Genomic DNA, 25,476 nt, shown 5'->3' with positions numbered 1-25,476 from the left:
AATAAAAAAACAAATACATGAAAGGAATAATTTTAGCCGGTGGTTCCGGTACTAGACTTTACCCTCTTACCATTGCAGTAAGTAAACAGTTAATGCCTGTTTATGACAAACCAATGATATACTATCCTTTATCTACATTATTATTAGCGGGAATAAGGGATATACTAATTATAACAACCCCTCATGACCAGGAAGGTTTCGTTAAACTATTAGGAGATGGATCTCAGATAGGTTGCAATATTGAATATGTGGTGCAGCCAAGCCCGGATGGTCTTGCTCAGGCTTTTATTCTTGGAGATTCTTTCATTGGGAATGATCCGGCAGCACTAGTATTGGGAGATAATATTTTTTATGGATCTGAAATGGGAACCCTTTTAAAAAACAAAACAAATCCTGATGGCGGAGTTGTCTTTGCCTATCACGTTTCCGATCCCGAAAGATATGGAGTTGTAGAGTTTGATAATGATTTTAAAGCTGTTTCTATAGAAGAAAAGCCTACACATCCAAAATCCAATTATGCAGTTCCCGGCTTATATTTTTATGACAATGAAGTTGTTGAAATTGCAAAAAACATACAGCCTTCTGCACGAGGTGAGCTTGAAATTACAGATGTAAATAATGTTTATCTTAAAAAAGGCAAGCTGGAAGTTGGGGTTTTGGATAGAGGGACAGCATGGCTTGACACCGGAACTTTTGATTCTCTTCATGATGCTTCAGAATTTGTAAGTGTTATTGAAAAGAGACAAGGATTTAAAATCGGATGTATTGAAGAAATTGCATTTAGAAATAAATTTATTAACGAGGAAAAGTTATTACAGACAGCTTTAAAGTACGGAAAAAGCGGATATGGCAAATACCTTACGCAACTCGTAAACAAATAATCTTAAATCAGAAATCTATAAAGCTGTTATCATCAATGATTACAGCTTTTGTTTATAATAATAAATATCAATATATTAGTTATTATTTTTAGTTTTTACATGAATAACAATTCATAATATATAGAACTATGAGAAAATTATTTATTATAAATTTGCATAAACTTAACACGAATGAATGAACCACAACAAAAGTGGACAGAAACCATTGAGGCCAACCATACTTTATTTGACTTAAGGCTCAAAGAAGTATGGAGATACAAAGATCTTATTTATATGTTTGTGAAAAGAGATTTTATATCCAGTTTCAAACAAACGATCCTAGGCCCTATATGGTTTTTTATTAATCCGATTTTCACCACAATTACGTATCTGATTGTTTTTGGAAAACTTGCTAACTTACCTACAGACGGTGCACCACCATTGCTATTTTATCTAGCTGGAGTTACTCTTTGGAACTATTTTTCAGGGGCACTACTTGGTACTTCAAATACATTTGCAGGAAATGCGGCTATCTTCGGAAAGGTATATTTCCCGAGGCTTGTCACCCCTATTTCAATTGTAATTTCAAATTTAATGCGTCTTGGTGTCCAATTCTTTTTGTTCATCATTGTTTGGGGATACTATCTCGCTAAAGGAGATATTCATTTTAACATATGGATCTTGGCTACTCCGTTTTTGGTTGTTCTTATGGCTCTTTTCGCATTAGGTGTTGGTATGATCTTTTCTTCTCTTACAACAAAATACAAAGACCTTAACATGCTATTGGGCTTTGGTGTAAGCTTATACATGTATGCAACTCCGGTTATTTATCCTGTATCATCGCTACCCGGATATTTTAAAAAGTTAGCCTATTACAACCCATTAACCGGTATTTTTGAATGTTTTAAGTATGGATGGTTAGGTGTTGGAGATTTTTCACCATTGATGCTTGGAATAAGTACTATAATCATCCTTATTCTTTTAGGGATAGGAGTTGTTGTTTTCAATAAGGTTGAAAAAACATTTATGGATACTGTATAATTATTAAACTAAAAAAATATGCTCGCTTTAAAAGCAGAAAATATATCAAAACAATATCGTTTAGGACAAGTTGGAACAGGCACACTTTCTCATGACCTTAATAGATTCTGGTACAGGTTAAGAGGTAAGGAAGATCCTTATTTGAAAATTGGAGAAGCTAATGACAGAACTTCAAAAGGAGATTCCGAATATGTTTGGTCACTTAGAGATATTAATTTCGAAACAAAGCAAGGGGATGCTTTAGGAATTATTGGCAGAAATGGTGCAGGAAAATCAACACTATTAAAACTTTTAAGTAAAGTTACCAAACCCACAACGGGAAAAATCTACACCCAAGGAAGAATAGCTTCTTTGCTTGAGGTGGGAACTGGCTTCCATCCGGAAATGACAGGCCGGGAAAATGTATTTTTAAATGGGGCAATTTTGGGTATGACCCGAAAGGAAATCACAAGAAAGTTTGATGAGATCGTTGATTTTTCTGGCGTAGAAAGGTATATAGATACTCCGGTAAAAAGATATTCATCAGGTATGTATGTACGTCTGGCATTTGCTGTGGCCGCCCATTTAGAATCGGAAATTCTTATTGTAGATGAAGTTTTGGCTGTTGGAGATGCAGAATTTCAAAAAAAATGCCTGGGGAAAATGGGTGATGTCACCAAAGGAGAAGGAAGAACTGTACTTTTTGTAAGTCATAATATTACTGCTATTAAAGAGCTTTGTAACACTGCATTATTATTAGATAAAGGATTATTAATAAATCAGGGGGATATTAATAAATGTATTATAGAATATCAAAAAAATAATGAAGCCAAATTTTTCTACAATTATTTGGATGATCCTATAAAGCTTGAAAATGAGAAGATTTTAATTAAATCCTTCAAAACCGAACCAATTAATGGAGATATGATTAATATAAAGTCGGGTATCCTTGTGACTGTTTCTTTTATGTCAAAGATGGCGAATGTCGATATTGACCTTTCCTTTCTTCTTAAAAATAGCCACGATCTTACAGTAATGAGTACTGGATTGATGTTAAGTATTAACAGAGAATCTCAAAAAGGAGATTATACTGTTACATTTGAAATACCTCCATATACCCTTAATGAGGATTCCTATTATTTTGATTTTTTCTGGGGTGTTAATAGATCAGACATAGCATTCAGAACACAAATTTTTGGTTTTGAAGTAAATGGAATGCAAAATCAATTCGGGGAAATAATTAAATCTCCAGGAGTTTTATTTCCAAAAATCACACATAATGTAAATTATGAGAAAATGTAAAAATAAGGGATATCTGGATAACATATTATTAAAGTCCATTACATCCTTTGTTATATAAAATTTATACATTTACTTGAAATAATTTATTACTAACTAATTATATTCATTCGATGGATATCCCACATATCATAAATTTTTCTAAAATTGGCTCCCAGGATTTGGGATATATTACTGTTGCAGAAACACAAAAAGACACTCCTTTTGAAATAAAGAGAGTTTACTGGACTTATTATACTCCTCAGGATGTTATAAGAGGAGGTCATGCACATAAAGAACTTCAACAAGTGATATTTGCAACCTCTGGTATTATAGAATTTAACACGCTTGATCTTCAGGGAAATAGAGAAAATTTCATTTTAGATTCACCTTCGAAAGGCCTCTATATTCCTAAACTAATTTGGAGAGATATCAAGTTTAGCCACAATGCTGTACTCCTGTGTTTAGCATCTGAACTTTATGATGAGAAAGATTATTTCAGAGATTTTGAGGAATTTAAAAATTATAAAAAATGATTCACTCTCTGGCTGATGTACAATCTCAAAACATAGGTGAAGGAACCTACATATGGCAATTCTGCGTCATTCTTAAAGACGCAGAAATTGGAAGTAACTGTAATATCAATTGTCAGGTATTTATAGAAAATAAGGTAATTATAGGGAATAATGTAACAATAAAGCCCGGTGTTCAGATCTGGGATGGAATTACAATAGAAGATGATGTTTTTATTGGCCCTAATGCAACTTTCACGAATGACCTGTTTCCAAAATCCAAAAATAAGCACTTTAAACCGGAACATACATTGATAAAAAAAGGAGCATCTATTGGTGCAAACGCAACCATACTGGCGGGTGTGACAATTGGAGAAAATTCGCTTATCGGAGCAGGGAGTGTTGTTACCAAAAACATTCCTGCCAATGAAATCTGGGTTGGAAATCCAGCAAAATTTTTAAAGAAAAATACTCATGATTAAATTTCTTGATTTACAGAAAATAAATCTTACCCATCAACAAGAAATTGAAGATGCCATCTTAAGTACTTTCCGTTCCGGATGGTATTTGTTGGGTGATAGAATAAAAACATTTGAAACAGAGCTTGCTCAATATTGCGATGTTCCTCATGCCATTGGCGTGGCAAATGGGTTAGATGCATTAAGGTTAATTTTCAGAGCTTATATTGAGCTTGGTATTATGACTGAAGGAGATGAGATTCTTGTTCCCGCCAATACCTATATTGCTTCTATCCTTGCCATCACAGATAATAAATTAGTTCCGGTTTTAGTAGAACCAGATCTTAATACTTACAACATTGACACTTCTAAAATAGAAGAAAAAATTACTTCACGGACCAGAGCAATTCTACTTGTTCATTTATATGGGAGTATTGTATTTTCAGAGAAAATACTACAAATTTCAGAAAAATATAATCTAAAAATAATTGAAGATAATGCTCAAACAATTGGAGCATTATGGAAAAACAAAAAATCAGGAAGTTTAGGAGATGCTGCAGGATTCAGCTTTTATCCAGGGAAAAACCTTGGAGCTATAGGAGATGCCGGCGCTGTCACATGTAAAGACAATGAATTGGCGACTTGCGTGAGAACTTTGGCAAATTACGGTTCTCAAAAAAAATACGTTAACCAATATCGTGGTTACAATTCGCGTTTAGACGAAATTCAGGCTGCTGTGTTATCTGTAAAATTAAAATATTTAGACGCAGAAAATTACGAACGAAAAAAAATTGCAGATAGATACCTTAAGGAAATTGTAAATCCAAAGATTATTCTCCCTCAGCATAAATTAGAAGAAAACAGCCATGTATATCACCTTTTTGTAATCAGGACAGAAGATAGAGATAAGCTGCAAAAGTATCTTGAAGAAAATGGAATCCAAACCCTCATACATTATCCGATTCCACCTCATCATCAGGAAGCATACTCAGAATGGAAGGAACTTAGTCTGCCTGTTACCGAAAAGATTCATAATGAGGTTTTAAGTTTACCAATTTCCCCAGTAATGACAGATGAGGAAATTTTAAAAGTTATACAAACTTTAAATGCATTCTAATGGTTCTCAATATAATATTTTCTTACAATCGTGCGATTCAGTTAGATTACTTATTACAATCTACTTTAAAACATTTTAAAACAGATTCAAAAATCGTTGTTTTATATCATACGAGTGGACCTCATAAGGAAGGATATGAACTTCTTAAGAAAAAGTATGCAGAACAGCATGTAAATTTTATTGAAAGAAAGAGTGTTATTTTCGATTTATCTTATTTTAAATCACTTAATTCAAAAAAAGATTGGGAATTTTTCAAGAAAAAAAATTTATTTAATAAAAACGGAGATAATTTCAAAGGATTACTTCAAAAAATCATTCGCAACAGCAATTGTGAATTCCTAATGTTCAACACAGATGATGGAGTTTTTTATGATGATATTACAATTCCGAAAGAAGTGTTTGACATCATAAGAGCCAATCCTGAAAATGCTTCTTACAGATTGTACGTTGGTGAAAATTTGGAAGGACAACCATCATATCTTGAGAAAAAGAACAACTATTATCAATGGGATTATTATACCGATACGGTTATTCATCACTGGTCTTATCCTTTTTCTGTTGATGGAACAATCTATAATTCCAAAGGACTTCTTAAGCATCTCGAAAAAATGGTTTATCATAATCCGGTAACCCTTGAAGAAAATGGATTTCAGTATATTAAACAACGTAAACTTTTCCGCATTGGTTTAAGTCCATTAACATCCAAGTTAGTAGCAACTAAATTGAACAGGGTGTCGGTAGACTCACTTAATCCGACAATTCACATAAAACCGGATTTCCTCAACGAAAAATTTATTGCTGGCTACACGTTAGAGCTAGTGATTCCAAAGAAAATCGACAATGCGAATATAGTCCCATCTGAAATCTATCTGGTAAAGAAAGATCAAAGAGAACTTATTTATTCCTTAGATGCTCACGGAGAAAAGGTACAGAGTTTGTTAGGTATTGAAGGGGCAAAGGAACAATTAGAATAATTATTTTGGAAAAAAAAGGGTTAGTAAGTATTATAGTTAGTAGCTATAATCATGAAAAGTATATTAACGAATGTCTGGATAGTATTAAATCACAGACCTATCCATACATAGAATTGATTCTTGCAGACGATTTTTCACCGGATGATTCAGTTTCTGTATATGAAAATTGGCTTAAAAAAAATAACTATTCAGCCAAAAACAATTTTCAGAAAAAAAATACTGGCCTTTCAACTATGCTGAACAATTGTATGAATCTTGTAGAAGGAGAATACATAAAAATAATTGCAGCCGATGACTTTCTCCATCCTGAAGCGATAGAAAAATGTGTAGCAGAACTGGAAAGACTAGGTAATGGGTTCGGAATGGTATTCACAGACACATATGGAGTAGATGAAAATTCAAACAGCATTCCGGATATCGCAGATTATAACTCGCTGGGAAATATTGATAAAGACCTTTTTAGGAAACAATTAATTAAGAGCAACAGAATTGCTGCCCTAACAGTTCTCATGCGAAAAAAAGCCCTTGTAGATACAGGAGAATATAAATCAGACTTTTTAGTGGAGGATTATTTTAGATGGCTAAAGATAAGCGCTCTTTATTACATAGCTTATATTCCTCAAAAACTAGCTTATTACAGAATTCATGATAATAATCTTTCTTCTGCTAAAAAAGAAAGAATAGAGATGGAAACCTTGATTCTTCAGATGATGTTTGATAAAAATGGTGATATAAAAGATAAAATAAACGGAATAACACAGAAACATTATATATCGGGTGAAAAATTACCTTTGCGATATCTCAAAGCCTACAAAAATTATCCTTTTAAAGTAAAACGATTATATACTGCCATGCATTATAAGCTACCGGTTCCATTATTTAAACTTTTAAATAAAATCATTTAAAAAAAATGAATCCAGAAATTTCCATAATCGTTCCATGCTACAATCAGGCTCAATTTCTTGATGAATGCTTAGAAACAGTTCTCGATCAAAATTATGAGAACTGGGAATGTATTATTGTAAATGACGGTTCTCCGGATAACACAGAAGAGATAGCAAAAAAATGGATTGAGAAAGACCCTCGTTTTCAGTATATTTATAAAGAAAACGGAGGATTATCTTCAGCCAGGAATGCGGGTATAGAAATCTCAAAAGGAACATGGATATTACCATTGGATGCCGATGATAAAATAAGCAGCCGGTACCTTGATTTAGCTGCAAAAGAATTTAATAAAGGATATACAATTATCTATTGTGAAGCAGAAAAATTTGGTTCAGAAAATGGAAGTTGGGAACTACCGGCCTATAGCAGAAAGATGCTTGCCGTAAAAAACATGATTTTTTGTTCTGCTTTCTTTAAAAGAGAGGACTGGATGAAGGCAGGAGGCTATGATACTAACCTTATTTACGGATGGGAGGACTGGGATTTTTGGATTTCTCTTTTGAAGGAAAAAGGTAATGTTTTCAAAATTAAAGAAGTAGGGTTTTATTATAGAATTAAAGAAATATCTATGATAAAAGAAATGTCGGCAAATGGTAATTCAAAGAAATTGTATACTCACAATATAATCTATAGAAAACATATAGAGTTTTTCACGAAGGAGCTTGGAAGTTTTGAAAATTTATTCGAAGCTAATGAAAAGTTAACCTCCGAAAACAAACACCTAAAAGCTATTTTAAACAGTAAAAGGTATGTTTTAGTAAGTAAAGTTTTTAAATTTTTCAAATTATGAAGGTATCAGTAGCACTGTGTACATACAATGGTGAAAAATATTTATCCACTCAGCTAGATAGCATTTTACATCAGACTTTGATTCCTGATGAGCTGATCATCTGCGATGACGGCTCTACTGACCGAACAATTGAAATTTTAAGCACTTATGAGAAAAAGTATCCTGAGATTATCAAAGTATTTACAAACGAAACCAATTTAGGATTTATAAGAAATTTTGAAAAAGCGATCTATTTATGCAATAATGAAATCATAATTATTAGTGATCAAGACGATGTATGGGAAAAGAACAAGATAGAGGAGACGATTCTTTTCTTCCAGAAAAACCCTGATTCCGATGGAGTATTTCATGATTTAAAACTAATCGATGAAAATAATGTTCAGCCATCATATCTTAATTGGAAAAATATAACACACGAAAGTATTATTAATGACATTCGGGAGCATAAGCTTTTTGTTTCATTAGTAAGTAAAGGTAGTTTTATTCTGGGTTGTGCACTTGCCATAAGGAAAAATGCACTTGAAAAATACAATATCAAAGATTTTCCAATGGCTCATGATTATTTTATTGTACAAATACTGAGTATTAAAAATAAATTGGGATTCATTCCAAAAGCCCTTTCTTCCTACAGACTTCATCCTGGTCAGGTATATGGGCTCAGATATAATTCTGAGAAATCTGAAACTCCCTCCAGTCTTTCGGTACACCAAAAGTATTTTAAAAATTATGTATGGCCATATTTAAAATCTATCGAAAGGCTTCAGGAAATAAATCCTAAAGAGGATCCTCAAAAAACAGAAATATACTCTGCCTTTATTAAAAATAGGAATTCTTATTTGAAAACAATGAACTTTCTTGACAGGAAGATATATATAGCGAAATGTATTCGTCATAAATATTTAGACTTGAAATTGTCAGACCTGTTTACAATCTAACTCATTATGGATATCAGTATTTGCATCACTACATATAAACATGAAAAGTATATCAAAGAATGTCTGGAAAGTATTTTTTCCCAGGAATTTTCCGGTTCCTATGAAATTATTGTATGCAATGACAATTCTCCCGACAACACAGAAGATATTATTAATCAACTCATTACCACACATCCCAAAGGTAACAGAATCAAATATTTTAAAAACATACCCAATTTAGGTTATGTTAAAAATACTTTATTTTCTTTTTCAAAAGCTTCAGGAAAATATATTGCTATTCTAGATGGAGATGATCTGTGGATTGACCATTCAAAAATTCAAAAGCAATTTGATTTTTTGGAATCTCATCCCGATTTTTCAGCTGTAGGAGCAGATTCCAAGGTTGTTTATGAAGATACTCCAACCCCAAGCCATAGCTTTACTGATCATCCGGGAGATGAATTGTTAAAAGATGATTTAACCGATCTGAAAATATGTCAGACATCCACCTTTTTTTTTAGAAAATCGATATTAAAGGATGACTTTCCAACGGATATTATTTCCGCAGACAGATGTTTATATTTATTGGCAGGTTGCTATGGCAAAGTAAAAATATTTCCGGAACAAATGAGTACCTACAGACAATTTGGAGCCAGTATTTCAAAAAATGTAACTTCAGAAGTCATGAAAAAAGATTTTGCTATTATTCCCTTTATAAAAAAATATAACTCAGATTATAGCCAATTAAAACTTAAGAGCTATTTTTATTATACCCTTATGTCTTATTCAAATATGATAAGCAAAATCGATTTTTTTAAGGCGAGCATTGGTTATTTTTTTTATAATGTTTTGTCTAAATTTTCCTTTACTCCGACCAAATTATACCATACCATTAAATGGAGCAGAAGAACAATTAAACAAAAATATCAGATAAAAAAACAAAACAATAGTTTTGTATAGATTAATAAACACAAAATATGATTATAGGAAACGGGCTTATTGCTAATTCATTAAAAAATATTGATACTGAAGATGTTCTTTATTTTGCTTCTGGTGTTTCAAATTCCCTTGAAACTAAAGAAACCGAATTTAAAAGAGAATTTGATCTTTTAAGCAACGCCCTTGTAAATAATAAAGAAAAGAAATTGGTATATTTTTCCACTCTAAGTGTACATGATCAATCAAAGCAGAAAAGCAATTATGTATTACATAAGCTTGAAATGGAAAATTACATTAAGAATAAATCTAATAATTATCTTATCTTAAGAATTGGAAACATTGTAGGAAAAGGAGGTAATCCCAATACTCTTTTCAACTTTCTCAAAACAAAAATTAAAGATAACAGTAGATTTACAGTTCACCGTAATGCCAGAAGATTGTTATTAGATATTGATGACATCTCAGGCTTTCTTGATACTACATGCAGATCTGTAAAAAACGAAACAATCAATTTTGCATTTCCTTATTACTATAACTTAAGAGAGATTGTCAATGCTATTCAGGATCAGATACAACAGGAAGCTTACTATGATGAGGTCGAAGAAGGAGATTTTTATAAAGTAACTTTTGATCAAAATACGGATGCTTTTTTCTCAGGAGTAAAACCCGATGTTTATTTAAACACTTTAGCTCAAAAGTATATTTAAAAACATAAAAACAGTGATACCTAAGATTTATTTTATTATTGTTACCTACAATGCCATGAAATGGGCAGAAAGATGCTTTACAAGTCTAAGAGAATCTTCTGTCCCTGTACAGTGCATTGTTATTGATAATGGATCTACTGATGGCACACAGGAATATATAAAAGAAAAATTTCCTGAAATACAGTTTATTCAGTCCCCAGAAAACTTAGGATTTGGAAAAGCCAATAACATCGGAATTGAGAAAGCATATAAGGATGGTGCAGATTTCTTTTATTTAATGAATCAGGATGCATGGTTATATCCGGATAGTATAAAGAACCTCCTGCAAGTCTACAATACCCACCCCGATCAAAACGACATTGGAATTATAAGCCCAATGCAGGTAGACGGATCAGAAAAATACCTGGATATTTTTTTAGATAAATATATAGCTCAGAACTGTGATAAGACGAGATTAATCTCTGATCTTTATTTTCAAACAATAAAACCTTTCTACGAAATCAATTTTATTAACGCAGCACATTGGCTTCTACCGAAGCAAACGATAGAAACAGTTGGCGGATTTAATCCTTATTTTTTCCACTATGGCGAAGATAATGAATATGTAAACCGGGTTCATTTTCATAAAAAAAAGATCATCCTCGTACCCTCTAGTAAGGCAGTGCATGATGGAGTACAGTTACTGAATAAGATTGATTACAATAAGTATAAAGATCTGCGTATTGAAACAAATATTATAAATCCAAACTTACCTAACGCTCTACAACTGGAGAAAAAATCACTGAAACAGAGTATTTTCAAAAACCTTTTACTAGGGAACAGAACCGAATATAAAAAATTATCTCACCGATATAAAAAAATATCCCAAGAGGAAAAAATACTTATTGATATTCGAAATAAGGTAAAACAGGAAGGTCCTTCTTTTCTCAATCTTTCGTAAATTAGTCCCAAGAGATGGAATTTTTTTAACAAAATGGTGATGAAAAAACAAAACAAATGTGTGGAATAGCAGGAATTATCAGCAATAATGCCAGAAATTATACAGAAGAAATCAAAAAAATGACTGATGCAATTGCGCATCGTGGCCCGGATTCTTCCCATTATGAATTTTATGATCATATTGCTTTGGGACATCGCAGATTATCAATCATCGATTTATCTGAAAATGGAATACAACCCATGTACTCCAACACAAAAAACGAATGCATCGTTCTGAATGGTGAAATTTACGGTTATCTTGACATAAAAAAAAGGTATGCCGAATATCCATATCATGGAAGTTCTGATACGGAGGTGATTTTAGCCATGTATCAAGGGAAGCAGGAAAACCTCATTCATGATCTTCCCGGAATGTTTGCATTTGCTATTTGGGATGAACAAAAGCAACAGTTGTTTTGCGCCCGTGATCGTTTTGGAGAAAAACCTTTCTTTTATGCTATTGGACATAACAATGAATTTATTTTTGCCTCAGAAATCAAAGCAATCCTTGCTTCCGGACTTATACAACCTAAGGTAAATCCTGATGCATTAGGACACTATCTCCAGAATGGATATGTAAACACATATCAAAGTATATATTCTAATATCTTTGCACTTCCTCCAGCCCATCAACTCATCTGGAAGGATGGAAAAATTGAAGTTTCACGCTATTATAATTTACCTGCGAAAGACAGAGTTATAAGCTTATCTGATGCTAAAGAAGAATTTTTATATCTTTTAAAAAATGCGGTTAAAAAACAGCTTATTGCAGATGTGGAATTGGGAAGCTTTCTAAGTGGAGGACTCGACTCTTCCTCTATTGTTGCATTAGTTAATGAATTTTTACCTAAACAAACTACTATTAGTTTTGGCTATGATCATAAAGATAGCGAGCTGAAATACGCAAAAGAAATTGCTGAAAAGTACAACACCAACCACATTGAAGTTCATGAAAAAAAACAGGATATAGTAGCTTCACTTTTAAAAGTTTCGCCCTTTCTGGATGAGCCCTTTGCTGATATTTCTTATCTCCCCCATTATGAAATCTGTAAGAACGCAAGAAAGAATCTCACCGTTGTTCTATCAGGAGATGTTGGTGATGAATTATTCGGAGGATACCATTTTTATAAAGTTGAAGATCAACTAAGAAATCATTTTAGCTATAAAAACATCATCGCAAAATTTGGATTAAAGCTTTATCAGAATTTTAGAAAGACTTCTTTTGTTACCCAAAAGAATCTGCAATATTCTTCTGTTTTGGATTTTCATCAGAACTCCGTAAGAAATGCATTTAATAAAAATGAACAAAAGCTTTTGGGAATTTCAACAGATTATCACCAACCTTATAGCTTTATTCCTGACCCTGATTCTCTGAATGATATTATGAGGGTCGATCTTGAAAATTATGTACCTGGCAATATGATGATGAAATCCGATAGGATGGCAATGGCTAATTCGCTGGAAGTTAGAACCCCTTTTCTCGATATGGATTTTGCTGAATTTTGCATCCAACTTCCGGAACAATTGAAATTAAAAGGTGATGACGATAAAATCATACTCCGTGAAGCTATGGGGTCGTATTGGACTGAGACTATAAGAAAACGGCATAAGCAAGGATTTGGAATGAGCATTAAGGCATGGTTTGAAGAAGAGTCACTCATTAACCTTTCCAACGATCTGCTCAAAGATCCTAATCAGAAAATCTTTGACTATATTGATTTTGATAATGCTCAAAAATTTCTGAATAACGATCATAAACATTGGAATTTATTACAGCTTGCTTTATGGGCTTATAACAATAAATCTATATTATGATGCTTGAAATCTCAGTAATTATTCCTGTATATAATGCAGCTGAGTTTTTAGAAAAATCAGTTCAGTCAGCATTACAATTTGAAGAAGTAAAAGAAGTTATTTTAGTCGAAGACAAATCAATTGACAATTCACTGCAAATCTGTAAAAAATTAGCTAGTGAAAACAACAAAATCATCCTTCTTCAACATCCTGATAAAGAAAATCACGGTGCTGCAGCCTCGAGAAATCTCGGGATGCAAAAATCCACAGGAGACTTTATCTCATTTTTAGATGCAGACGATTATTACTTACCCAATCGTTTCGATGCAGAAAAAGAAATATTTAAAGATCCTAAAATAGAAGGAATCTTTGGTGCTATTGGCATAGAATACCTGACCGAAAAAGGGAGACAGGAATTTCAGTCTAAGTTTAATGATACCTTTCTTACCACAGTAAATTATCCCGCAGAAGGCATGGAGGTTTTTAAAGGACTTCTGGGGTTAACACCTAAAACCTTCGGTACGTTTTTTCACTTAAATGCACTCACTATAAGAAGACATTCTATCAACACACATAACCTCAGGTTCAATGAACTTCTAAGGGTTCACCAGGATTCGGATTTTATAATTAAACTGACTTATCATTGTTACTTAAAGTCCGGGATTATAGATAAACCTATCGCCATTCGAGGCATACATGATGACAACAGAATCACTAAAATTATTAAATATTCTCCTCAATACAACCAAAGGCAACTTCTTTTCTGGAAATCATTATATGATTGGGCTGAGCAACAAAATATTCCCTCTGGATCCAAAGAAAAAATTTATTTAAAGTATAAATCCTTTGATTTATCACAAAAAACCGGACTCATAAAATATTATAATATCTTTATTGAAGCAATTAAAAACCCCAATATATTAAAAACACAATATCGATTTAACTATCAAAAATAGATGAAATGAAAATCTCAGTAATTATTCCTGTATATAACGCTGAAAAGTATGTTTCTCATGCAGTGGAGTCAGCAATAGTGCATGATGAAGTATTCGAGGTGATTTTAGTAGAAGATGCATCACCGGATTCTTCTTTAGAAGTTTGTAAGGAATTAACCTCAAAGCATGATAAAGTTAAATTATACCAACATCCGGATAAAAAAAACCATGGAGCCGGCCCCAGTAGAAATCTTGGGATAGAAAAATCTACTGGAGACTTTATCGCCTTTTTAGATGCTGATGATTATTATCTCCCCAATCGTTTTGAAGCGGAAAAAAAGCTTTTTATAAATCCTGAAGTAGAAGGAGTTTATGGTGCAATCGGCGTTCATTATTATTCGGAAAAAGCAAAAGAACAGTATTATAAGCTTTTCAAAGACTCACTTACCACCGTATATAAAAAACATAGCCCAAAAGATGTTTTTCCCGGATTAATTCATAAACTTGGAAGTTTTGGACTCTTCAGTTTGGATGGGCTGACCATCAGAAAAGCTTCGATGATAAGAAAACTAAATCCATTATTTAAACCGATGAAACTTCACGAAGACACGGAATTCTTATTTCGTTTGTCTTATTATCTTGAACTATATCCTGGAATTATTGAACAGGCAATAGCAATGAGAGGAGTACACGAAAGTAACAGAATTACTAAAGTAGATTCCAATAAAACCAAGCCTGCAATTTCAAGGACTATCCTCTGGAATGAAACTTATAAGTGGGCAAAAGATGAAGCAACCATATCTGATGATATTAAAATTCATATCAAGAGAATGCAGCGCAGTTTTGAAATTGCTAATGCCCCTAAACTAAAAAAATGGGGTATGATAATCAAATATTTAGTGACAGATTATGAAAGTATAAAGTCTGGATTATATAATATTAACTTCAGATATTCATTAATTTCGTAATCTTGTATAATATTATATCGTTTGCCTGTTTAAATTAATTGATCATAATGAAAATATCTGTCATTATACCTGTTTACAATGCAGAGAATTACATCTCTCAAGCTGTGCAATCAGCTCTTCAGTTTGAAGAAGTATTTGAAGTAATTCTTGTGGAAGATAAATCTCCGGATAATGCATTGGTCGTTTGTCAAAGACTGGTGGAAGAGCATGACAGAGTAAAATTATATCAGCACCCTGATAAACAAAATCATGGTGCCGGAGCATCTAGAAACCTGGGAATCCAAAATGCCACAGGTGATTTTATCGCTTTTTTAGATGCAGACGATTATTACTTACCCAATCGTTTTGATGCAGAAAAAGAGCTTTTTCAAAATCCTGATGTTGAGGGGGTATATGGGGCAATTGGAGTACACTATTATTCGGAAAAAGCTAAGGAACAATACTATAAAATTTTTGAAGACCGCCTGACCACTGTTTATAAAAAACATAATCCTCAAGATGTATTTCCCGGCCTTCTTAATATGAAAGGAAGTTTTGGCCTTTTTAGTCTGGATGGATTAACAATAAGGAAAAGTGCTTTATCAAAAGTAGGACAATTCTTCAAAACTCAATTAAGACTTCACCAGGATACTGAATTCATCTTCAGACTATCGTTCTATCTCCGCCTTTATTCTGGGCTATTGAATACTGCAGTTGCAGTAAGAGGAGTTCATGAAAATAACAGAATTACACAGGTAGACGTTGGTAAAATAAAACCATCATCTACCAGAATTATGCTTTGGACAGAAGTCAATAGTTGGGCGCAGCATGAAAGTTTGATTTCAAATGATATAAAGAAACATATTGAAAGGACTCTCCGAAGTTACCAGATTGCAGAAGCTTCTGTTCCCAGAAAATGGGGAATGATCACAAAATATTTGTTTACAGATTTTAGAAGCATTAAATCCGGATTGTATAATATTAACTTTAGAAAGTATTTACTTTAGTATCTTTTTAATATATCAAAATTTCTTTACTACAAGAAAATAGTCTAATACTATTGTTCTGATATAATTTTATTTGATAAAAATTCCTACAAACTTATTATCCATTTCAATAATGGTCGTTTCAATATGATTTTTTTCACAGAAATCCTGATAGGCTGAATTATCACCGATATCATCACTAATAAACACTCCTCCACTCCTTAAATGGGAATAGAGCTCACTATAAGCCCATGACATCCCGTTATAACTCTTGTCTGAATCGTAATGAATAACATCAAAAATTTTATTCTCAACAAAAATTTTCGGCAAAGATTCTTTATCTGCAAAACGGAATAGTTTCCAGTTTCTTTTAAGATTTTCGGGAACCACATATCCAACATATTGATCTCCATTTTGTCCCAGGTAAGGCATATCGGAACTGTACAAGATTCCATTTCTTTTTTCCAGAGAAAGCAATGATGCCAATGAGGACCATCCATAGGCTACTCCTGTTTCTACTACATTTTTCGCCTGCGAAAATTCACATGCATAATAAATAAGTTCTAAGGCTCCAGGTCCTCCCATTTTTATTGGACACTCCTTCTCTCGTTGTACAGCATAATCTAAAATTTCACGATAACTGGATTCAAATGAAAATGTACTTACGCCAAAAAGCTTTGTTATAGCATCTCTCTGGGAAATTGCTTTTGATCTTGCCCAAAAATTTGTTTTTTCCTTTCCTTTAAACGCATTATTTCGGTTAACTGTATTTTTTAAAATTTTCCTACCCAGTTCAGGATAGAGATCCGGCCTTTTAAGATAGGCTACAAATGTTGTAAAAACTCTTTTTAATTCTCCCATCGTGTTACTTTACACAAAAATATATTTTTTTTTAGTTACATTTGTTTAAACTAAAATCAATTTTAGTACTCAAATGATAAAAATTAGTGTAAGGTACTTGCAAAAGATCTGCCAATAATTTTATAAAAAAATAAACAAAGATAAAAGAATGCTTTCCCGATTTTTTGAAACTCTTCAAAGAAAAAAACAAATTACTATCCTTCACAAACATCCCAAAGTAATTTTAGGAAGTATAAAACTGGGGATTTCTAATCACTTTATCATCTATAAAAACATTGGAAAAGCAATTTTTGGAAAAAATATCAATTTCAGAAATTACATTCATATTTTAGTTAAGGATGAAGGAATCCTGGAAATTGGGGATAATGTTTTTATGAATAATTTTTGCTCTATCAATTGTTTAGACCACATCTCTATCGGTGAAAATACTTTGTTTGGTGAAAATGTAAAATTATATGACCATAACCATGCACACCAAAGTATACCGGAATTCAAAATTTTCCATAATGAGTTTACAAAAGCTCCTATAAAAATTGGGAAAAACTGTTGGTTAGGAAGCAATGTTACTATATTAAAAGGTGTAAATATCGGCGATAACTGTATAATAGGAGCAGGCTGCACCATATATAAAGATATTCCTGCTAATACAACAGTCCTTAATAAGCAGGAATTAATTTTCAAATCATAAAAAAATGAAATTTTCAGTTCTTATAGCACATTATAACAATGGTAATTACTTTAAAGATTGCTATGAAAGTCTTCAACAACAAACCTATACGAACTGGGAAGCTATCATAGTGGATGATTGTTCTGCTGATACCGAGAAAGAAATGATAAAATCCCTGATATCCGATGACAGTAGGTTTTTGTTTTTTGAAAATGAGACCAATAAGGGAGTAGGCTATACCAAACGAAAATGCGCCGAGCTTGCCACTGGTGAGATCTGTGGATTTGTGGATCCCGATGATGCCATTTTTCCGACAGCTATCGAAGAGTCAATAGAAGTTTTCAAACAGAAAAAAAATGTAGTCCTTACCTATTCCAGATTTTTATCATGTGATCAGAACTTAAATATTCTTTATCCTTTTAAATCTGCAAAACAGATCCTAAATAAAGATCCTTATTTTTTTAATTATCCAATCCAGATTGCTCATTTTGTAGCATTCAGACGAGAAATATATTTAAAAACTGAAGGTATTGATTCTACATTAAAGAGTGCCGTTGATCAGGACCTATATTTAAAAATATTAGATTTTGGTGACGCGTACTTTATTGCCAAGGATCTATATAAATACAGACTTCATCCTAATGGGGTATCTCAGGCAACATCAAAAGGAAAGGCTAAAGACTCATTTGCAAAAGTTATTTTTAATACATTTAAAAGAAGAAATATTATATCTATAAATGGGCGAGCTGTTCCCCAAGTTTATCAAAATGCTGAAGAGGTTTTCAGTTTACTTGATTATCAAACGAAAATGGCACACAGATTAAAGATTAAAATATTAACATTTTTGCAGAACAATTGATATACTTGAAACTAAACACACTTCATAGAAAAAATTATTTATACAAAAGTTCAGAATAATGGAGCATAATAAAAAAATAAAAGTTCTTTTCAGACATCGCTCTATGGAGATTGGCGGTGTGGAAAAAGTAGTATTAAGTATGCTCAACAACCTGAACAAGGATAAATTTGAGCTCACAATATGCTTAAGCCTTAATCAGGGAGAGTTACGGAATGAGTTTCCTGACAACATTAGAAAAGTATACATCGCGGAAGGGAAAGAAGATTTCTCAAAAAATCCGATTATTCAAAAAATTCAACTGGCTAGAAGAAAATTTAGACTTAATAAGATCGACAAAAATCCCAGGCTTACGGATGGGATTTTAAAAGATCAATATGATGTAGAGATTGCAACTACATACGGCATTTATAAAGCCGTTCTAAACTCAACAAATAAAGAATCTAAAAAGATTGCATGGCTTCATTCAGATCTTTCATTGGAAGGCTTTGCTCCTTACCGTGAGGAAATCTTTAAAAACATGCAACAGTTTGATTATATCATTTATGGTTCACAGCAATGTAAAGATATATTGACTGAAAAATTTCCGGACCTTAAGTTGCCTCCGGGCGAAGTTGTTCTGAATGCTATTCCCATAAAAGAGCTAAAAACAAAAGCAAAAGCATTCATTCCTGAATTTGAAGAGCTCCCTACTTTTGTATCAGTGGGCAGACTGCACTATAGAAAAGGATACAGAACATTACTGGAGGCTCACAAAAAACTAATTGATGACGGGTTTGATCATCGGATTGTTGTTATCGGTGATGGAGAGGATTATGAACTTCTTTCCAAAAGGATTGAGGAATTAAATGTAAAAAATTCTTTCAAGCTATTAGGTACCCAAATGAATCCATACCCATACGTTTCCAATGCAGATTTTTATATCATGCCGTCAGAAAGTGAAGGATGGCCATTAATTATTGCGGAAACCCTGATTCTCCAGAAACCAATATTAGCAACCAATGTTGGGGGAATTCCTGAAATGATTACTCATAAAGAATCCGGTTACCTGACAGATTATTCCCAGGAAGGCCTGTACAACGGTATCAGGGAATTTTTAACGAACAAAGAGCTTGTCCAACATATACAGGACAACCTGAAGGATATCGAAAAGCGTTTTGATAATGAAAAGATTTTCAAAAGTGTGGAAAATATTATCGAGAATCTATATCAAAGTAAAATTAAAAACCAATAACTCTTAAAGTATATCATAACACAAGTTGCAAAAGATGAATTCCTTTATTGAAAATTTATACCAATCTTTTCTCCTCAACAGCAAACAAGTCTGCTTAATCGTAGAGGATAAAGAATACACCTATGAGGAAGTCTTAAATTTGACCCATCAAATAAGATATCAGCTACAAACCATAAATTCTCAAAACTTAGGAATCTATCTCACTGATGATGTATACATGTATGCTTCAATTCTTGCAGTTTGGTTTGCAGGAAAAACATACGTTCCCATACATGCAGAATTTCCTTTCAGCAAGAATATGAATGTTATTCAGCAAGCGGATATAGAAGCAATCCTTACATCAGCAGAAATAACAGAGAACTATGAAACTAAGCTGATTGACACAAAAAAGATGGCTGAAGGGGTCCTTTCTACATTACCTTCAGAGTCTTCCATAGATAATAACGCCTACATCCTCTTCACTTCCGGAAGTACAGGAAAGCCAAAAGGTGTTCCTATCAGGTTCTCCAATTTATACTATTTCTCTGATGCTTTCCATTCAACTTTTGGAAAATTAAATTCTGAGGATCGTGTGCTGCAAATGTTTGAGCTTACATTTGACCTTTCGGTAATGAGTTATCTGATTCCCTGGTTAAACGGAGCAACGGTTGTTGGTCTTCATAAAAAAGAAACTAAGTTTTTGCAGATCCTGGACCTGTTAGAAGCAGATAAAATTACGATAGCCTTAATGGTTCCAAGCATCTTAAATCTGATCATACCTTACCTTGATCCCGAAATAAAAAATAGAAGCTTAAGGCTAAATTTATTTTGTGGTGAGGCATTATTGACAAAGCAGATTACCGGGTGGAAGGATTTCATACCCAATGCCAGTATCTACAATGTATATGGACCAACAGAAAATACAATTTTCTGCACTCATTATAAAGTGGAAGACCCGATAAAAGAAAAAAATGGCATCATAAGTATCGGAAAATCGGTTATCAACTCTACAATGAGCTTTTCTGACAATGAAATGAATGAAGGAGAACTCTTATTATCCGGAAAATTGTTGGCAAATTCTTATTGGAAAAATGAAGAAAAAACAAAAGAAGCATTTGTTCAAAGAGATCATACAACTTTCTACAGGACAGGTGATTGGTGCGTAAAAGATAATGAAGGAGATTATTTCTATCTGAACAGGATCGATTTTCAGGCTAAGATCAATGGTTTCAGAGTAGAGTTAGCAGAGATCGAATATTTTTCAAATGAAAAACTGGAAAACGCAATCAGTGTTGCTGTTATTCACAAGGACAAAAACAATAATGATATTCTCGTCTTGTTTATCAATGAGCCAAGTGTCAATGAGGATTTAATTCTTTCTCACCTGAAAGATAATCTTCCGGAATATTGTATTCCTTCAAAAATCATTAAACTCGAAAAGTTTCCGGTCAATACATCCGGAAAAATAGACCGAAACGAATTAAAAAAGACTTTGTTATGATCAGCATCAGAAAAGCCACAAAAGATGACATTCCCTTGATCATAAAAGGAATATTAGCCATTGAGACCCATCCAATATCACTGTCTGATACTTTCAGCAATATTTTCGGAAGCGACATTGATACGACTAAAGAATATCTTAATCAATTTTTTTTAGATGATGAGAACTTCGATACTGAATTATCTCTGAATACATATACCATAGCAGAAGTGGATGGGATAGCTGCAGGATGTTGTGCACTGATCCTTACCAATGTCAATTACTATCAGAATAAAAGTGAATTATTTCCGATTCATCTGAAAGGTGATCATTTATCTTCATTCATACATAAGGCAAAAAACTTACCTGAGACCAAAAGTTATTCTGAAAACAAATACCTGATCCAATATGTTTTTGTAGATGATCTCTTCAGAGGAAAAGGGGTGGCGGAATTTTTATTAAAGCACATCATTTCGGAGATGAAAAATCTTACTGATGAACTTTACATAGATGTACTCGAAAGCAGCCCGCACCTTATACAATACTATGCTAAATTTGGATTTTCCGAATATGAAACAATGGAAATAGACACTCAGGAAAATAAAATTTACCCCAGTATCAAAAAGGTTATTCTGAAAAAGAATTTAAAAGACTAGTCGAACTTCTCTTTTCCTATGGCCTCCGTTAAATCTTTTATAGTATTAATACTTCTGAAAGATCTTGGATTAAGGCTTACGCCAAATTGATTTTCAACCAACTGCATAACCAAAACTGCTGACAGAGATCCATAGCTCTCTAATTCCTTAAAATGCGTATCCGCAGTTATTGTAGTTTTTTCGTTAAGTTCTTGCTGAAGCAGTTCGCAAAAATGTTCGATCTTCATTGTGTTATATATTTGGAGGGACAAATTTATAAAATAATTTCTAACTTTGTTTTACTATGATGATATATAAGATTATTAATAAAATATCTACCCTTACTCAGGATTTCCAACATTCCGTTTACCTTAAAATATGCAAAAACAGCGGGCTAAAATTAGGAAAGAATGTAGTGATACGAAATAATGTTTCCTTTGGCTCCGAACCATTTCTCGTGGAAATTGGAGATGATACAAGAATTGCCTCTGGGGTAACGTTTGTAACCCATTCAGGAGCTACTGCCAATATCAGGAAGCTGGAAGGCTATGAAGAGGTAAGAAATTTCGGATGGATAAAAGTGGGGAAAAACTGTGCCATCGGTAGCAATTCGGTAATATTACAAAATGTTGAGATAGGAGATAATTGTGTTCTCGGAGCTAATTCAGTTTTGTCCGAATCAATGCCTGAACATACTGTCTACGCAGGAAATCCCGCCAAATATATTTGCGAAATAGAAGATTATGCTGATGTTCTAAAAAAAACCACGATTGACTATCCTATCCATCTTGAAAAGAATAGAAAAGAGCTTAATCAGTGGCTGAAATTGAATTTACCTCAAAAGTTCAAAACTTCGAAATAGTGCCTAAGAAAAAGATCCTTATCAGAATTGGTTCCCTACGTCACGGTGGCGCAGAAAAAGTACTTGTAACTTTTCTAAAAAATTTACCTTCTGATCGCTATGAAATTGATTTACTCTTAAATTTATACTCTGGAAAGTATTTACCGGAAGTCCCGGATTGGATCAATGTCATTTACCTTAATAAAGGTGAAATGATCACTACAAACCGCATACAGGATATTCCTAAAAAAGCAATCCGTGTTATTTATCAGAAATCACTAAACCGACTTCCATCTCTTCTTTACAATGGCAAATTAAAAAATAAAAAATACGACATTGAGTTTGCCGCTATTCACGGAATGCGGGATGAAATTCTAAATTCTCCTCTTCAATCATCTAAAAAAATCATCTGGATCCATAATGATTTATCACAAGTCAAAGGATATACCCATGATGAAATCCGTAAATTTTTCGGATTTGATAAAATACTGGTTATTTCTGAAAAGATTGAACAGCTATTTTATAAGGCAGCAAAAAATGAATCGGAGAAACACAAAATTATTAAGATCTACAACCCTCTTGACACAGAGGAAATTCTACAAAAAGCAGAAAAATCAATTGATGATTACAGCTTTGATTCGTCTGTACCCACTTTTGTTTCCGTGGGAACCGTATTTCCACAAAAAGGATTTGACAGACTTTTAAAAGTTCACCAAAAACTTATTGATGAAGGCTTAAAACATAGGGTTTTAATTATCGGAGACGGATATGATTTTGAAAACATCAAAAAATTGAAATCGGAACTTGGAATAGATGAAACGGCTACCATGCTAGGATTTACGGATAACCCGTATCCCTACTTTAAAAGTGCCGACTTTTATATTTTAAGTTCAAGATATGAAGGTTTTCCTACGGTTTTATTTGAGGCCATAACTTTAAAAAAGAAAATTATTGCTACAGATGTTTCCGGGGTAAAGGAAATGTTGAACAACGGGGAACTTGGTATGATCGTAGATAATTCCGAAGAAGGCATCTACTCCGGAATGAAGCAGGCTTTATTACATCCAGATACTTTTCTACAATATAAAGAGGCATTGAATAATTACCTTATGCCTTTTAACCTTAAAAACTCCGTACAGAAAATAACCCGTATTTTAGATGAGTTATAAATAAATTTATCTTTCTAACCCTACATATAATTTATATGCCAGATCAATATACTACTATCCAAAAAGACTTCTACCGCGAAAATGGAAAATGGCTTTCTAAATTTGAGATGTGGGCTAAATGTGTAAACCCCAACCTCCATTTTATTTATATACTTAGAAAAGCCCAATCCTACAAAAAGAAATCCCTTGCCGGAGCATTCTGGAGATTTGTATTAAGGCACCACCAGATAAAGTATGGGTTTCAGATCTATCCGGAAACCCAAATTGGAGAAGGGTTTTACTTAGGACATTGGGGAAGTTTGGTCATTAATCCTAAAACCAAGATCGGAATTAATTGTAACATTGCCCAAGGTGTAACCATTGGCCAGCAAAACCGGGGGAAAAACACAGGAATTCCGGCTATTGGAAATGAAGTATGGATAGGCGCTAACGCTGTAATCGTAGGTGGAATTACTATTGGAGACAATGTACTAATTGCACCCAACTCCTATGTAAACTTTGATGTTCCTTCCAATTCTGTAGTTGTAGGTAATCCTGGAAAAATATATCCCAAAGAAGACGCGACGGAAGGTTATATCAATAACAAAATATAAAATTTTCGCTTGCCCAATACGCCTGTTTTAAGCATTTAAGAATATTTTAATTCCTAAATCAATACATTCTGTCTAATTGTTCGTACTTTTATTTAGATTTTTGTTCCGTTTAAATTTTGGAAAAGATAATAATTAGTATTAAAAATAAGATATAATGCTTGATTTTAAAGCAGATGTATGATTTTAAGCATATTTTAATATTAAACTTTGTTAAAAGAGATCAACTTTTCATCAAAAATTATATTTTTGCATAATTATTGATTTGATCTATTGGATTTGAAAATAATTTAAACGAAATGAATAATTATAAACCTTAAAAATTTATTTTATGTCCCAATCGTACGAAGTTATTTTTGAAAACAACAAAAAATGGGTCGAATCCAAAATTTCACAGGATCCGGCTTTCTTTGAAGAATTAGCCAAAACCCAACATCCGGACTATCTATATATAGGATGCTCGGACAGTAGGGCAACAGCTGAAGAATTAATGGGAGCTAAACCTGGAGAAGTTTTTGTCCACAGAAACATTGCCAATGTTGTAAATACTTTGGATATGAGTTCTACAGCGGTTATTCAATATGCAGTAGAGCACTTAAAAGTAAAACACATTATTGTTTGTGGGCATTATAATTGTGGTGGAGTAAAAGCAGCGATGACTCCTCAGGATTTAGGATTATTAAATCCGTGGCTTAGAAATATTCGCGATGTTTACAGATTACACCAGACTGAACTGGATTCAATTCAGGATGAAGGAAAACGTTATGACAGGCTTGTAGAACTTAATGTTCAGGAGCAATGTATCAACGTAATCAAAATGGCCTGTGTTCAGGAGAGATACATATTAGAAGAGTATCCTATAGTTCATGGCTGGGTTTTCGACCTTCGAACCGGAAAAATTATTGATCTGGAGATTGACTTTGAAAAGGTTTTGAAAGACATCCAGAAAATATATAATCTAACCGAATCAGACTGGGTCATGAACAGAAAAACAAAATAGTTTTTCCAAA

28 protein-coding genes are annotated in these 25,476 nt (G+C 33.1%); 26 read left to right on the top strand and 2 right to left on the bottom strand.

Annotated features, from left to right (window positions below; translation table 11 throughout):
* Positions 1 to 17 precede the first annotated feature (17 nt).
* From rfbA to G9C87_RS14390, 17 genes are all read left to right on the top strand, one after another.
* Positions 18 to 881: a glucose-1-phosphate thymidylyltransferase RfbA gene (rfbA, locus tag G9C87_RS14470; protein WP_172282351.1), complete on the top strand. Its 864-nt coding sequence runs from the start codon at positions 18 to 20 to the stop codon at positions 879 to 881.
* 171 nt (positions 882 to 1,052) lie between these two features.
* Positions 1,053 to 1,901, top strand: a complete 849-nt coding sequence (locus G9C87_RS14465) for an ABC transporter permease (protein WP_172282349.1) — start codon at positions 1,053 to 1,055, stop codon at positions 1,899 to 1,901.
* An 18-nt stretch (positions 1,902 to 1,919) separates the two neighbouring features.
* Entirely contained in the window at positions 1,920 to 3,182 is a 1,263-nt protein-coding gene (locus tag G9C87_RS14460) for an ABC transporter ATP-binding protein (protein WP_172282347.1), read from the top strand.
* 110 nt (positions 3,183 to 3,292) lie between these two features.
* Positions 3,293 to 3,694: a sugar 3,4-ketoisomerase gene (locus G9C87_RS14455; protein ID WP_172282345.1), complete on the top strand. Its 402-nt coding sequence runs from the start codon at positions 3,293 to 3,295 to the stop codon at positions 3,692 to 3,694.
* Complete coding sequence (locus G9C87_RS14450; RefSeq protein WP_172282343.1) at positions 3,691 to 4,152, top strand: acyltransferase; 462 nt, start codon at positions 3,691 to 3,693, stop codon at positions 4,150 to 4,152. Before G9C87_RS14455 ends, G9C87_RS14450 begins: the two co-directional genes overlap by 4 nt.
* Positions 4,145 to 5,245, top strand: a complete 1,101-nt coding sequence (locus G9C87_RS14445; protein ID WP_172282341.1) for a DegT/DnrJ/EryC1/StrS family aminotransferase — start codon at positions 4,145 to 4,147, stop codon at positions 5,243 to 5,245. Before G9C87_RS14450 ends, G9C87_RS14445 begins: the two co-directional genes overlap by 8 nt.
* Entirely contained in the window at positions 5,245 to 6,219 is a 975-nt protein-coding gene (locus tag G9C87_RS14440) for a hypothetical protein (protein WP_172282339.1), read from the top strand. Before G9C87_RS14445 ends, G9C87_RS14440 begins: the two co-directional genes overlap by 1 nt.
* 5 nt (positions 6,220 to 6,224) lie before the next feature.
* Complete coding sequence (locus G9C87_RS14435) at positions 6,225 to 7,124, top strand: glycosyltransferase (protein ID WP_172282337.1); 900 nt, start codon at positions 6,225 to 6,227, stop codon at positions 7,122 to 7,124.
* A gap of 5 nt (positions 7,125 to 7,129) precedes the next feature.
* Entirely contained in the window at positions 7,130 to 7,954 is an 825-nt protein-coding gene (locus G9C87_RS14430) for a glycosyltransferase family 2 protein (protein ID WP_172282335.1), read from the top strand.
* Positions 7,951 to 8,889, top strand: a complete 939-nt coding sequence (locus G9C87_RS14425; protein WP_172282333.1) for a glycosyltransferase — start codon at positions 7,951 to 7,953, stop codon at positions 8,887 to 8,889. The genes G9C87_RS14430 and G9C87_RS14425 overlap by 4 nt, the downstream gene beginning before the upstream one ends.
* Positions 8,890 to 8,895: 6 nt before the next feature.
* Complete coding sequence (locus G9C87_RS14420) at positions 8,896 to 9,828, top strand: glycosyltransferase family 2 protein (RefSeq protein ID WP_172282331.1); 933 nt, start codon at positions 8,896 to 8,898, stop codon at positions 9,826 to 9,828.
* Positions 9,829 to 9,845: 17 nt separating this feature from the next.
* Positions 9,846 to 10,514, top strand: coding sequence for a hypothetical protein (locus G9C87_RS14415; protein ID WP_172282329.1), 669 nt, complete (start codon positions 9,846 to 9,848; stop codon positions 10,512 to 10,514).
* Positions 10,515 to 10,527: 13 nt separating this feature from the next.
* Complete coding sequence (locus tag G9C87_RS14410) at positions 10,528 to 11,454, top strand: glycosyltransferase family 2 protein (RefSeq protein WP_317168561.1); 927 nt, start codon at positions 10,528 to 10,530, stop codon at positions 11,452 to 11,454.
* Between the two features lie 56 nt (positions 11,455 to 11,510).
* On the top strand, positions 11,511 to 13,307 hold the full coding sequence (gene asnB / locus G9C87_RS14405; RefSeq protein ID WP_172282327.1) for an asparagine synthase (glutamine-hydrolyzing): 1,797 nt from the start codon (positions 11,511 to 11,513) through the stop codon (positions 13,305 to 13,307).
* On the top strand, positions 13,304 to 14,242 hold the full coding sequence (locus G9C87_RS14400; RefSeq protein ID WP_228457019.1) for a glycosyltransferase family 2 protein: 939 nt from the start codon (positions 13,304 to 13,306) through the stop codon (positions 14,240 to 14,242). The genes asnB and G9C87_RS14400 overlap by 4 nt, the downstream gene beginning before the upstream one ends.
* 5 nt (positions 14,243 to 14,247) lie before the next feature.
* Positions 14,248 to 15,189 carry a glycosyltransferase family 2 protein gene (locus tag G9C87_RS14395; protein WP_172282325.1) on the top strand — a complete coding sequence of 314 codons (942 nt, stop codon included), beginning with the start codon at positions 14,248 to 14,250 and terminating at the stop codon, positions 15,187 to 15,189.
* Between the two features lie 47 nt (positions 15,190 to 15,236).
* Positions 15,237 to 16,175: a glycosyltransferase family 2 protein gene (locus G9C87_RS14390; RefSeq protein WP_172282323.1), complete on the top strand. Its 939-nt coding sequence runs from the start codon at positions 15,237 to 15,239 to the stop codon at positions 16,173 to 16,175.
* A gap of 69 nt (positions 16,176 to 16,244) precedes the next feature.
* On the opposite strand, the gene G9C87_RS14385 is transcribed toward G9C87_RS14390, so the two are convergent.
* Positions 16,245 to 17,015 (bottom strand): class I SAM-dependent methyltransferase, encoded by a 771-nt coding sequence (locus tag G9C87_RS14385; RefSeq protein ID WP_172282321.1) that lies wholly within the window; start codon positions 17,013 to 17,015, stop codon positions 16,245 to 16,247.
* 148 nt (positions 17,016 to 17,163) lie between these two features.
* Between G9C87_RS14385 and G9C87_RS14380 the strand changes: the two genes are divergently transcribed.
* The 5 genes from G9C87_RS14380 to G9C87_RS14360 are packed head-to-tail and all read left to right on the top strand — an operon-like array spanning position 17,164 to position 21,887.
* Positions 17,164 to 17,703: an acyltransferase gene (locus G9C87_RS14380; protein ID WP_172282319.1), complete on the top strand. Its 540-nt coding sequence runs from the start codon at positions 17,164 to 17,166 to the stop codon at positions 17,701 to 17,703.
* 4 nt (positions 17,704 to 17,707) lie between these two features.
* Entirely contained in the window at positions 17,708 to 18,541 is an 834-nt protein-coding gene (locus G9C87_RS14375) for a glycosyltransferase family 2 protein (protein ID WP_172282317.1), read from the top strand.
* Positions 18,542 to 18,599: 58 nt separating this feature from the next.
* The gene (locus G9C87_RS14370) at positions 18,600 to 19,772 is read left to right on the top strand and encodes a glycosyltransferase (RefSeq protein ID WP_172282315.1); all 1,173 of its coding nucleotides are present in this window, start codon (positions 18,600 to 18,602) and stop codon (positions 19,770 to 19,772) included.
* Positions 19,773 to 19,806: 34 nt separating this feature from the next.
* The gene (locus tag G9C87_RS14365) at positions 19,807 to 21,252 is read left to right on the top strand and encodes an AMP-binding protein (protein ID WP_172282313.1); all 1,446 of its coding nucleotides are present in this window, start codon (positions 19,807 to 19,809) and stop codon (positions 21,250 to 21,252) included.
* Positions 21,249 to 21,887 carry a GNAT family N-acetyltransferase gene (locus G9C87_RS14360; protein WP_172282311.1) on the top strand — a complete coding sequence of 213 codons (639 nt, stop codon included), beginning with the start codon at positions 21,249 to 21,251 and terminating at the stop codon, positions 21,885 to 21,887. The genes G9C87_RS14365 and G9C87_RS14360 overlap by 4 nt, the downstream gene beginning before the upstream one ends.
* Here G9C87_RS14360 and G9C87_RS14355 read toward each other — a convergent pair.
* Positions 21,884 to 22,114, bottom strand: coding sequence for an acyl carrier protein (locus G9C87_RS14355; protein WP_172282309.1), 231 nt, complete (start codon positions 22,112 to 22,114; stop codon positions 21,884 to 21,886). The genes G9C87_RS14360 and G9C87_RS14355 overlap by 4 nt on opposite strands.
* A gap of 56 nt (positions 22,115 to 22,170) precedes the next feature.
* Between G9C87_RS14355 and G9C87_RS14350 the strand changes: the two genes are divergently transcribed.
* From G9C87_RS14350 to G9C87_RS14335, 4 genes are all read left to right on the top strand, one after another.
* Entirely contained in the window at positions 22,171 to 22,728 is a 558-nt protein-coding gene (locus G9C87_RS14350) for an acyltransferase (protein ID WP_172282307.1), read from the top strand.
* On the top strand, positions 22,728 to 23,876 hold the full coding sequence (locus tag G9C87_RS14345; protein WP_172282305.1) for a glycosyltransferase: 1,149 nt from the start codon (positions 22,728 to 22,730) through the stop codon (positions 23,874 to 23,876). Before G9C87_RS14350 ends, G9C87_RS14345 begins: the two co-directional genes overlap by 1 nt.
* A 35-nt stretch (positions 23,877 to 23,911) precedes the next feature.
* A complete protein-coding gene (locus tag G9C87_RS14340) occupies positions 23,912 to 24,469 on the top strand; it encodes a serine acetyltransferase (protein WP_172282304.1) in 558 nt (185 codons plus the stop codon).
* Between the two features lie 328 nt (positions 24,470 to 24,797).
* Positions 24,798 to 25,466: a carbonic anhydrase gene (locus G9C87_RS14335; RefSeq protein ID WP_172282302.1), complete on the top strand. Its 669-nt coding sequence runs from the start codon at positions 24,798 to 24,800 to the stop codon at positions 25,464 to 25,466.
* Positions 25,467 to 25,476 lie beyond the last annotated feature (10 nt).

Origin of the sequence: Chryseobacterium sp. LAM-KRS1 (assembly GCF_013184525.1) — a bacterium.
Classification (GTDB): domain Bacteria; phylum Bacteroidota; class Bacteroidia; order Flavobacteriales; family Weeksellaceae; genus Chryseobacterium; species Chryseobacterium proteolyticum.
The sequence above is the reverse complement of the archived record's forward strand: the minus strand, read 5'-3'. Positions and strand labels throughout refer to the sequence as shown.

Bases quoted from the DNA above. Each gene is read 5' to 3' on its own strand.
- rfbA (WP_172282351.1), top strand. From the start codon at position 18: ATGAAAGGAATAATTTTAGCCGGTGGTTCCGGTACTAGACTTTACCCT.
- G9C87_RS14465 (WP_172282349.1), top strand. From the start codon at position 1,053: ATGAATGAACCACAACAAAAGTGGACAGAAACCATTGAGGCCAACCAT.
- G9C87_RS14460 (WP_172282347.1), top strand. From the start codon at position 1,920: ATGCTCGCTTTAAAAGCAGAAAATATATCAAAACAATATCGTTTAGGA.
- G9C87_RS14455 (WP_172282345.1), top strand. From the start codon at position 3,293: ATGGATATCCCACATATCATAAATTTTTCTAAAATTGGCTCCCAGGAT.
- G9C87_RS14450 (WP_172282343.1), top strand. From the start codon at position 3,691: ATGATTCACTCTCTGGCTGATGTACAATCTCAAAACATAGGTGAAGGA.
- G9C87_RS14445 (WP_172282341.1), top strand. From the start codon at position 4,145: ATGATTAAATTTCTTGATTTACAGAAAATAAATCTTACCCATCAACAA.
- G9C87_RS14440 (WP_172282339.1), top strand. From the start codon at position 5,245: ATGGTTCTCAATATAATATTTTCTTACAATCGTGCGATTCAGTTAGAT.
- G9C87_RS14430 (WP_172282335.1), top strand. From the start codon at position 7,130: ATGAATCCAGAAATTTCCATAATCGTTCCATGCTACAATCAGGCTCAA.
- G9C87_RS14425 (WP_172282333.1), top strand. From the start codon at position 7,951: ATGAAGGTATCAGTAGCACTGTGTACATACAATGGTGAAAAATATTTA.
- G9C87_RS14420 (WP_172282331.1), top strand. From the start codon at position 8,896: ATGGATATCAGTATTTGCATCACTACATATAAACATGAAAAGTATATC.
- G9C87_RS14415 (WP_172282329.1), top strand. From the start codon at position 9,846: ATGATTATAGGAAACGGGCTTATTGCTAATTCATTAAAAAATATTGAT.
- asnB (WP_172282327.1), top strand. From the start codon at position 11,511: ATGTGTGGAATAGCAGGAATTATCAGCAATAATGCCAGAAATTATACA.
- G9C87_RS14400 (WP_228457019.1), top strand. From the start codon at position 13,304: ATGATGCTTGAAATCTCAGTAATTATTCCTGTATATAATGCAGCTGAG.
- G9C87_RS14395 (WP_172282325.1), top strand. From the start codon at position 14,248: ATGAAAATCTCAGTAATTATTCCTGTATATAACGCTGAAAAGTATGTT.
- G9C87_RS14390 (WP_172282323.1), top strand. From the start codon at position 15,237: ATGAAAATATCTGTCATTATACCTGTTTACAATGCAGAGAATTACATC.
- G9C87_RS14385 (WP_172282321.1), bottom strand. From the start codon at position 17,015: ATGGGAGAATTAAAAAGAGTTTTTACAACATTTGTAGCCTATCTTAAA.
- G9C87_RS14380 (WP_172282319.1), top strand. From the start codon at position 17,164: ATGCTTTCCCGATTTTTTGAAACTCTTCAAAGAAAAAAACAAATTACT.
- G9C87_RS14375 (WP_172282317.1), top strand. From the start codon at position 17,708: ATGAAATTTTCAGTTCTTATAGCACATTATAACAATGGTAATTACTTT.
- G9C87_RS14370 (WP_172282315.1), top strand. From the start codon at position 18,600: ATGGAGCATAATAAAAAAATAAAAGTTCTTTTCAGACATCGCTCTATG.
- G9C87_RS14365 (WP_172282313.1), top strand. From the start codon at position 19,807: ATGAATTCCTTTATTGAAAATTTATACCAATCTTTTCTCCTCAACAGC.
- G9C87_RS14360 (WP_172282311.1), top strand. From the start codon at position 21,249: ATGATCAGCATCAGAAAAGCCACAAAAGATGACATTCCCTTGATCATA.
- G9C87_RS14355 (WP_172282309.1), bottom strand. From the start codon at position 22,114: ATGAAGATCGAACATTTTTGCGAACTGCTTCAGCAAGAACTTAACGAA.
- G9C87_RS14350 (WP_172282307.1), top strand. From the start codon at position 22,171: ATGATGATATATAAGATTATTAATAAAATATCTACCCTTACTCAGGAT.
- G9C87_RS14340 (WP_172282304.1), top strand. From the start codon at position 23,912: ATGCCAGATCAATATACTACTATCCAAAAAGACTTCTACCGCGAAAAT.
- G9C87_RS14335 (WP_172282302.1), top strand. From the start codon at position 24,798: ATGTCCCAATCGTACGAAGTTATTTTTGAAAACAACAAAAAATGGGTC.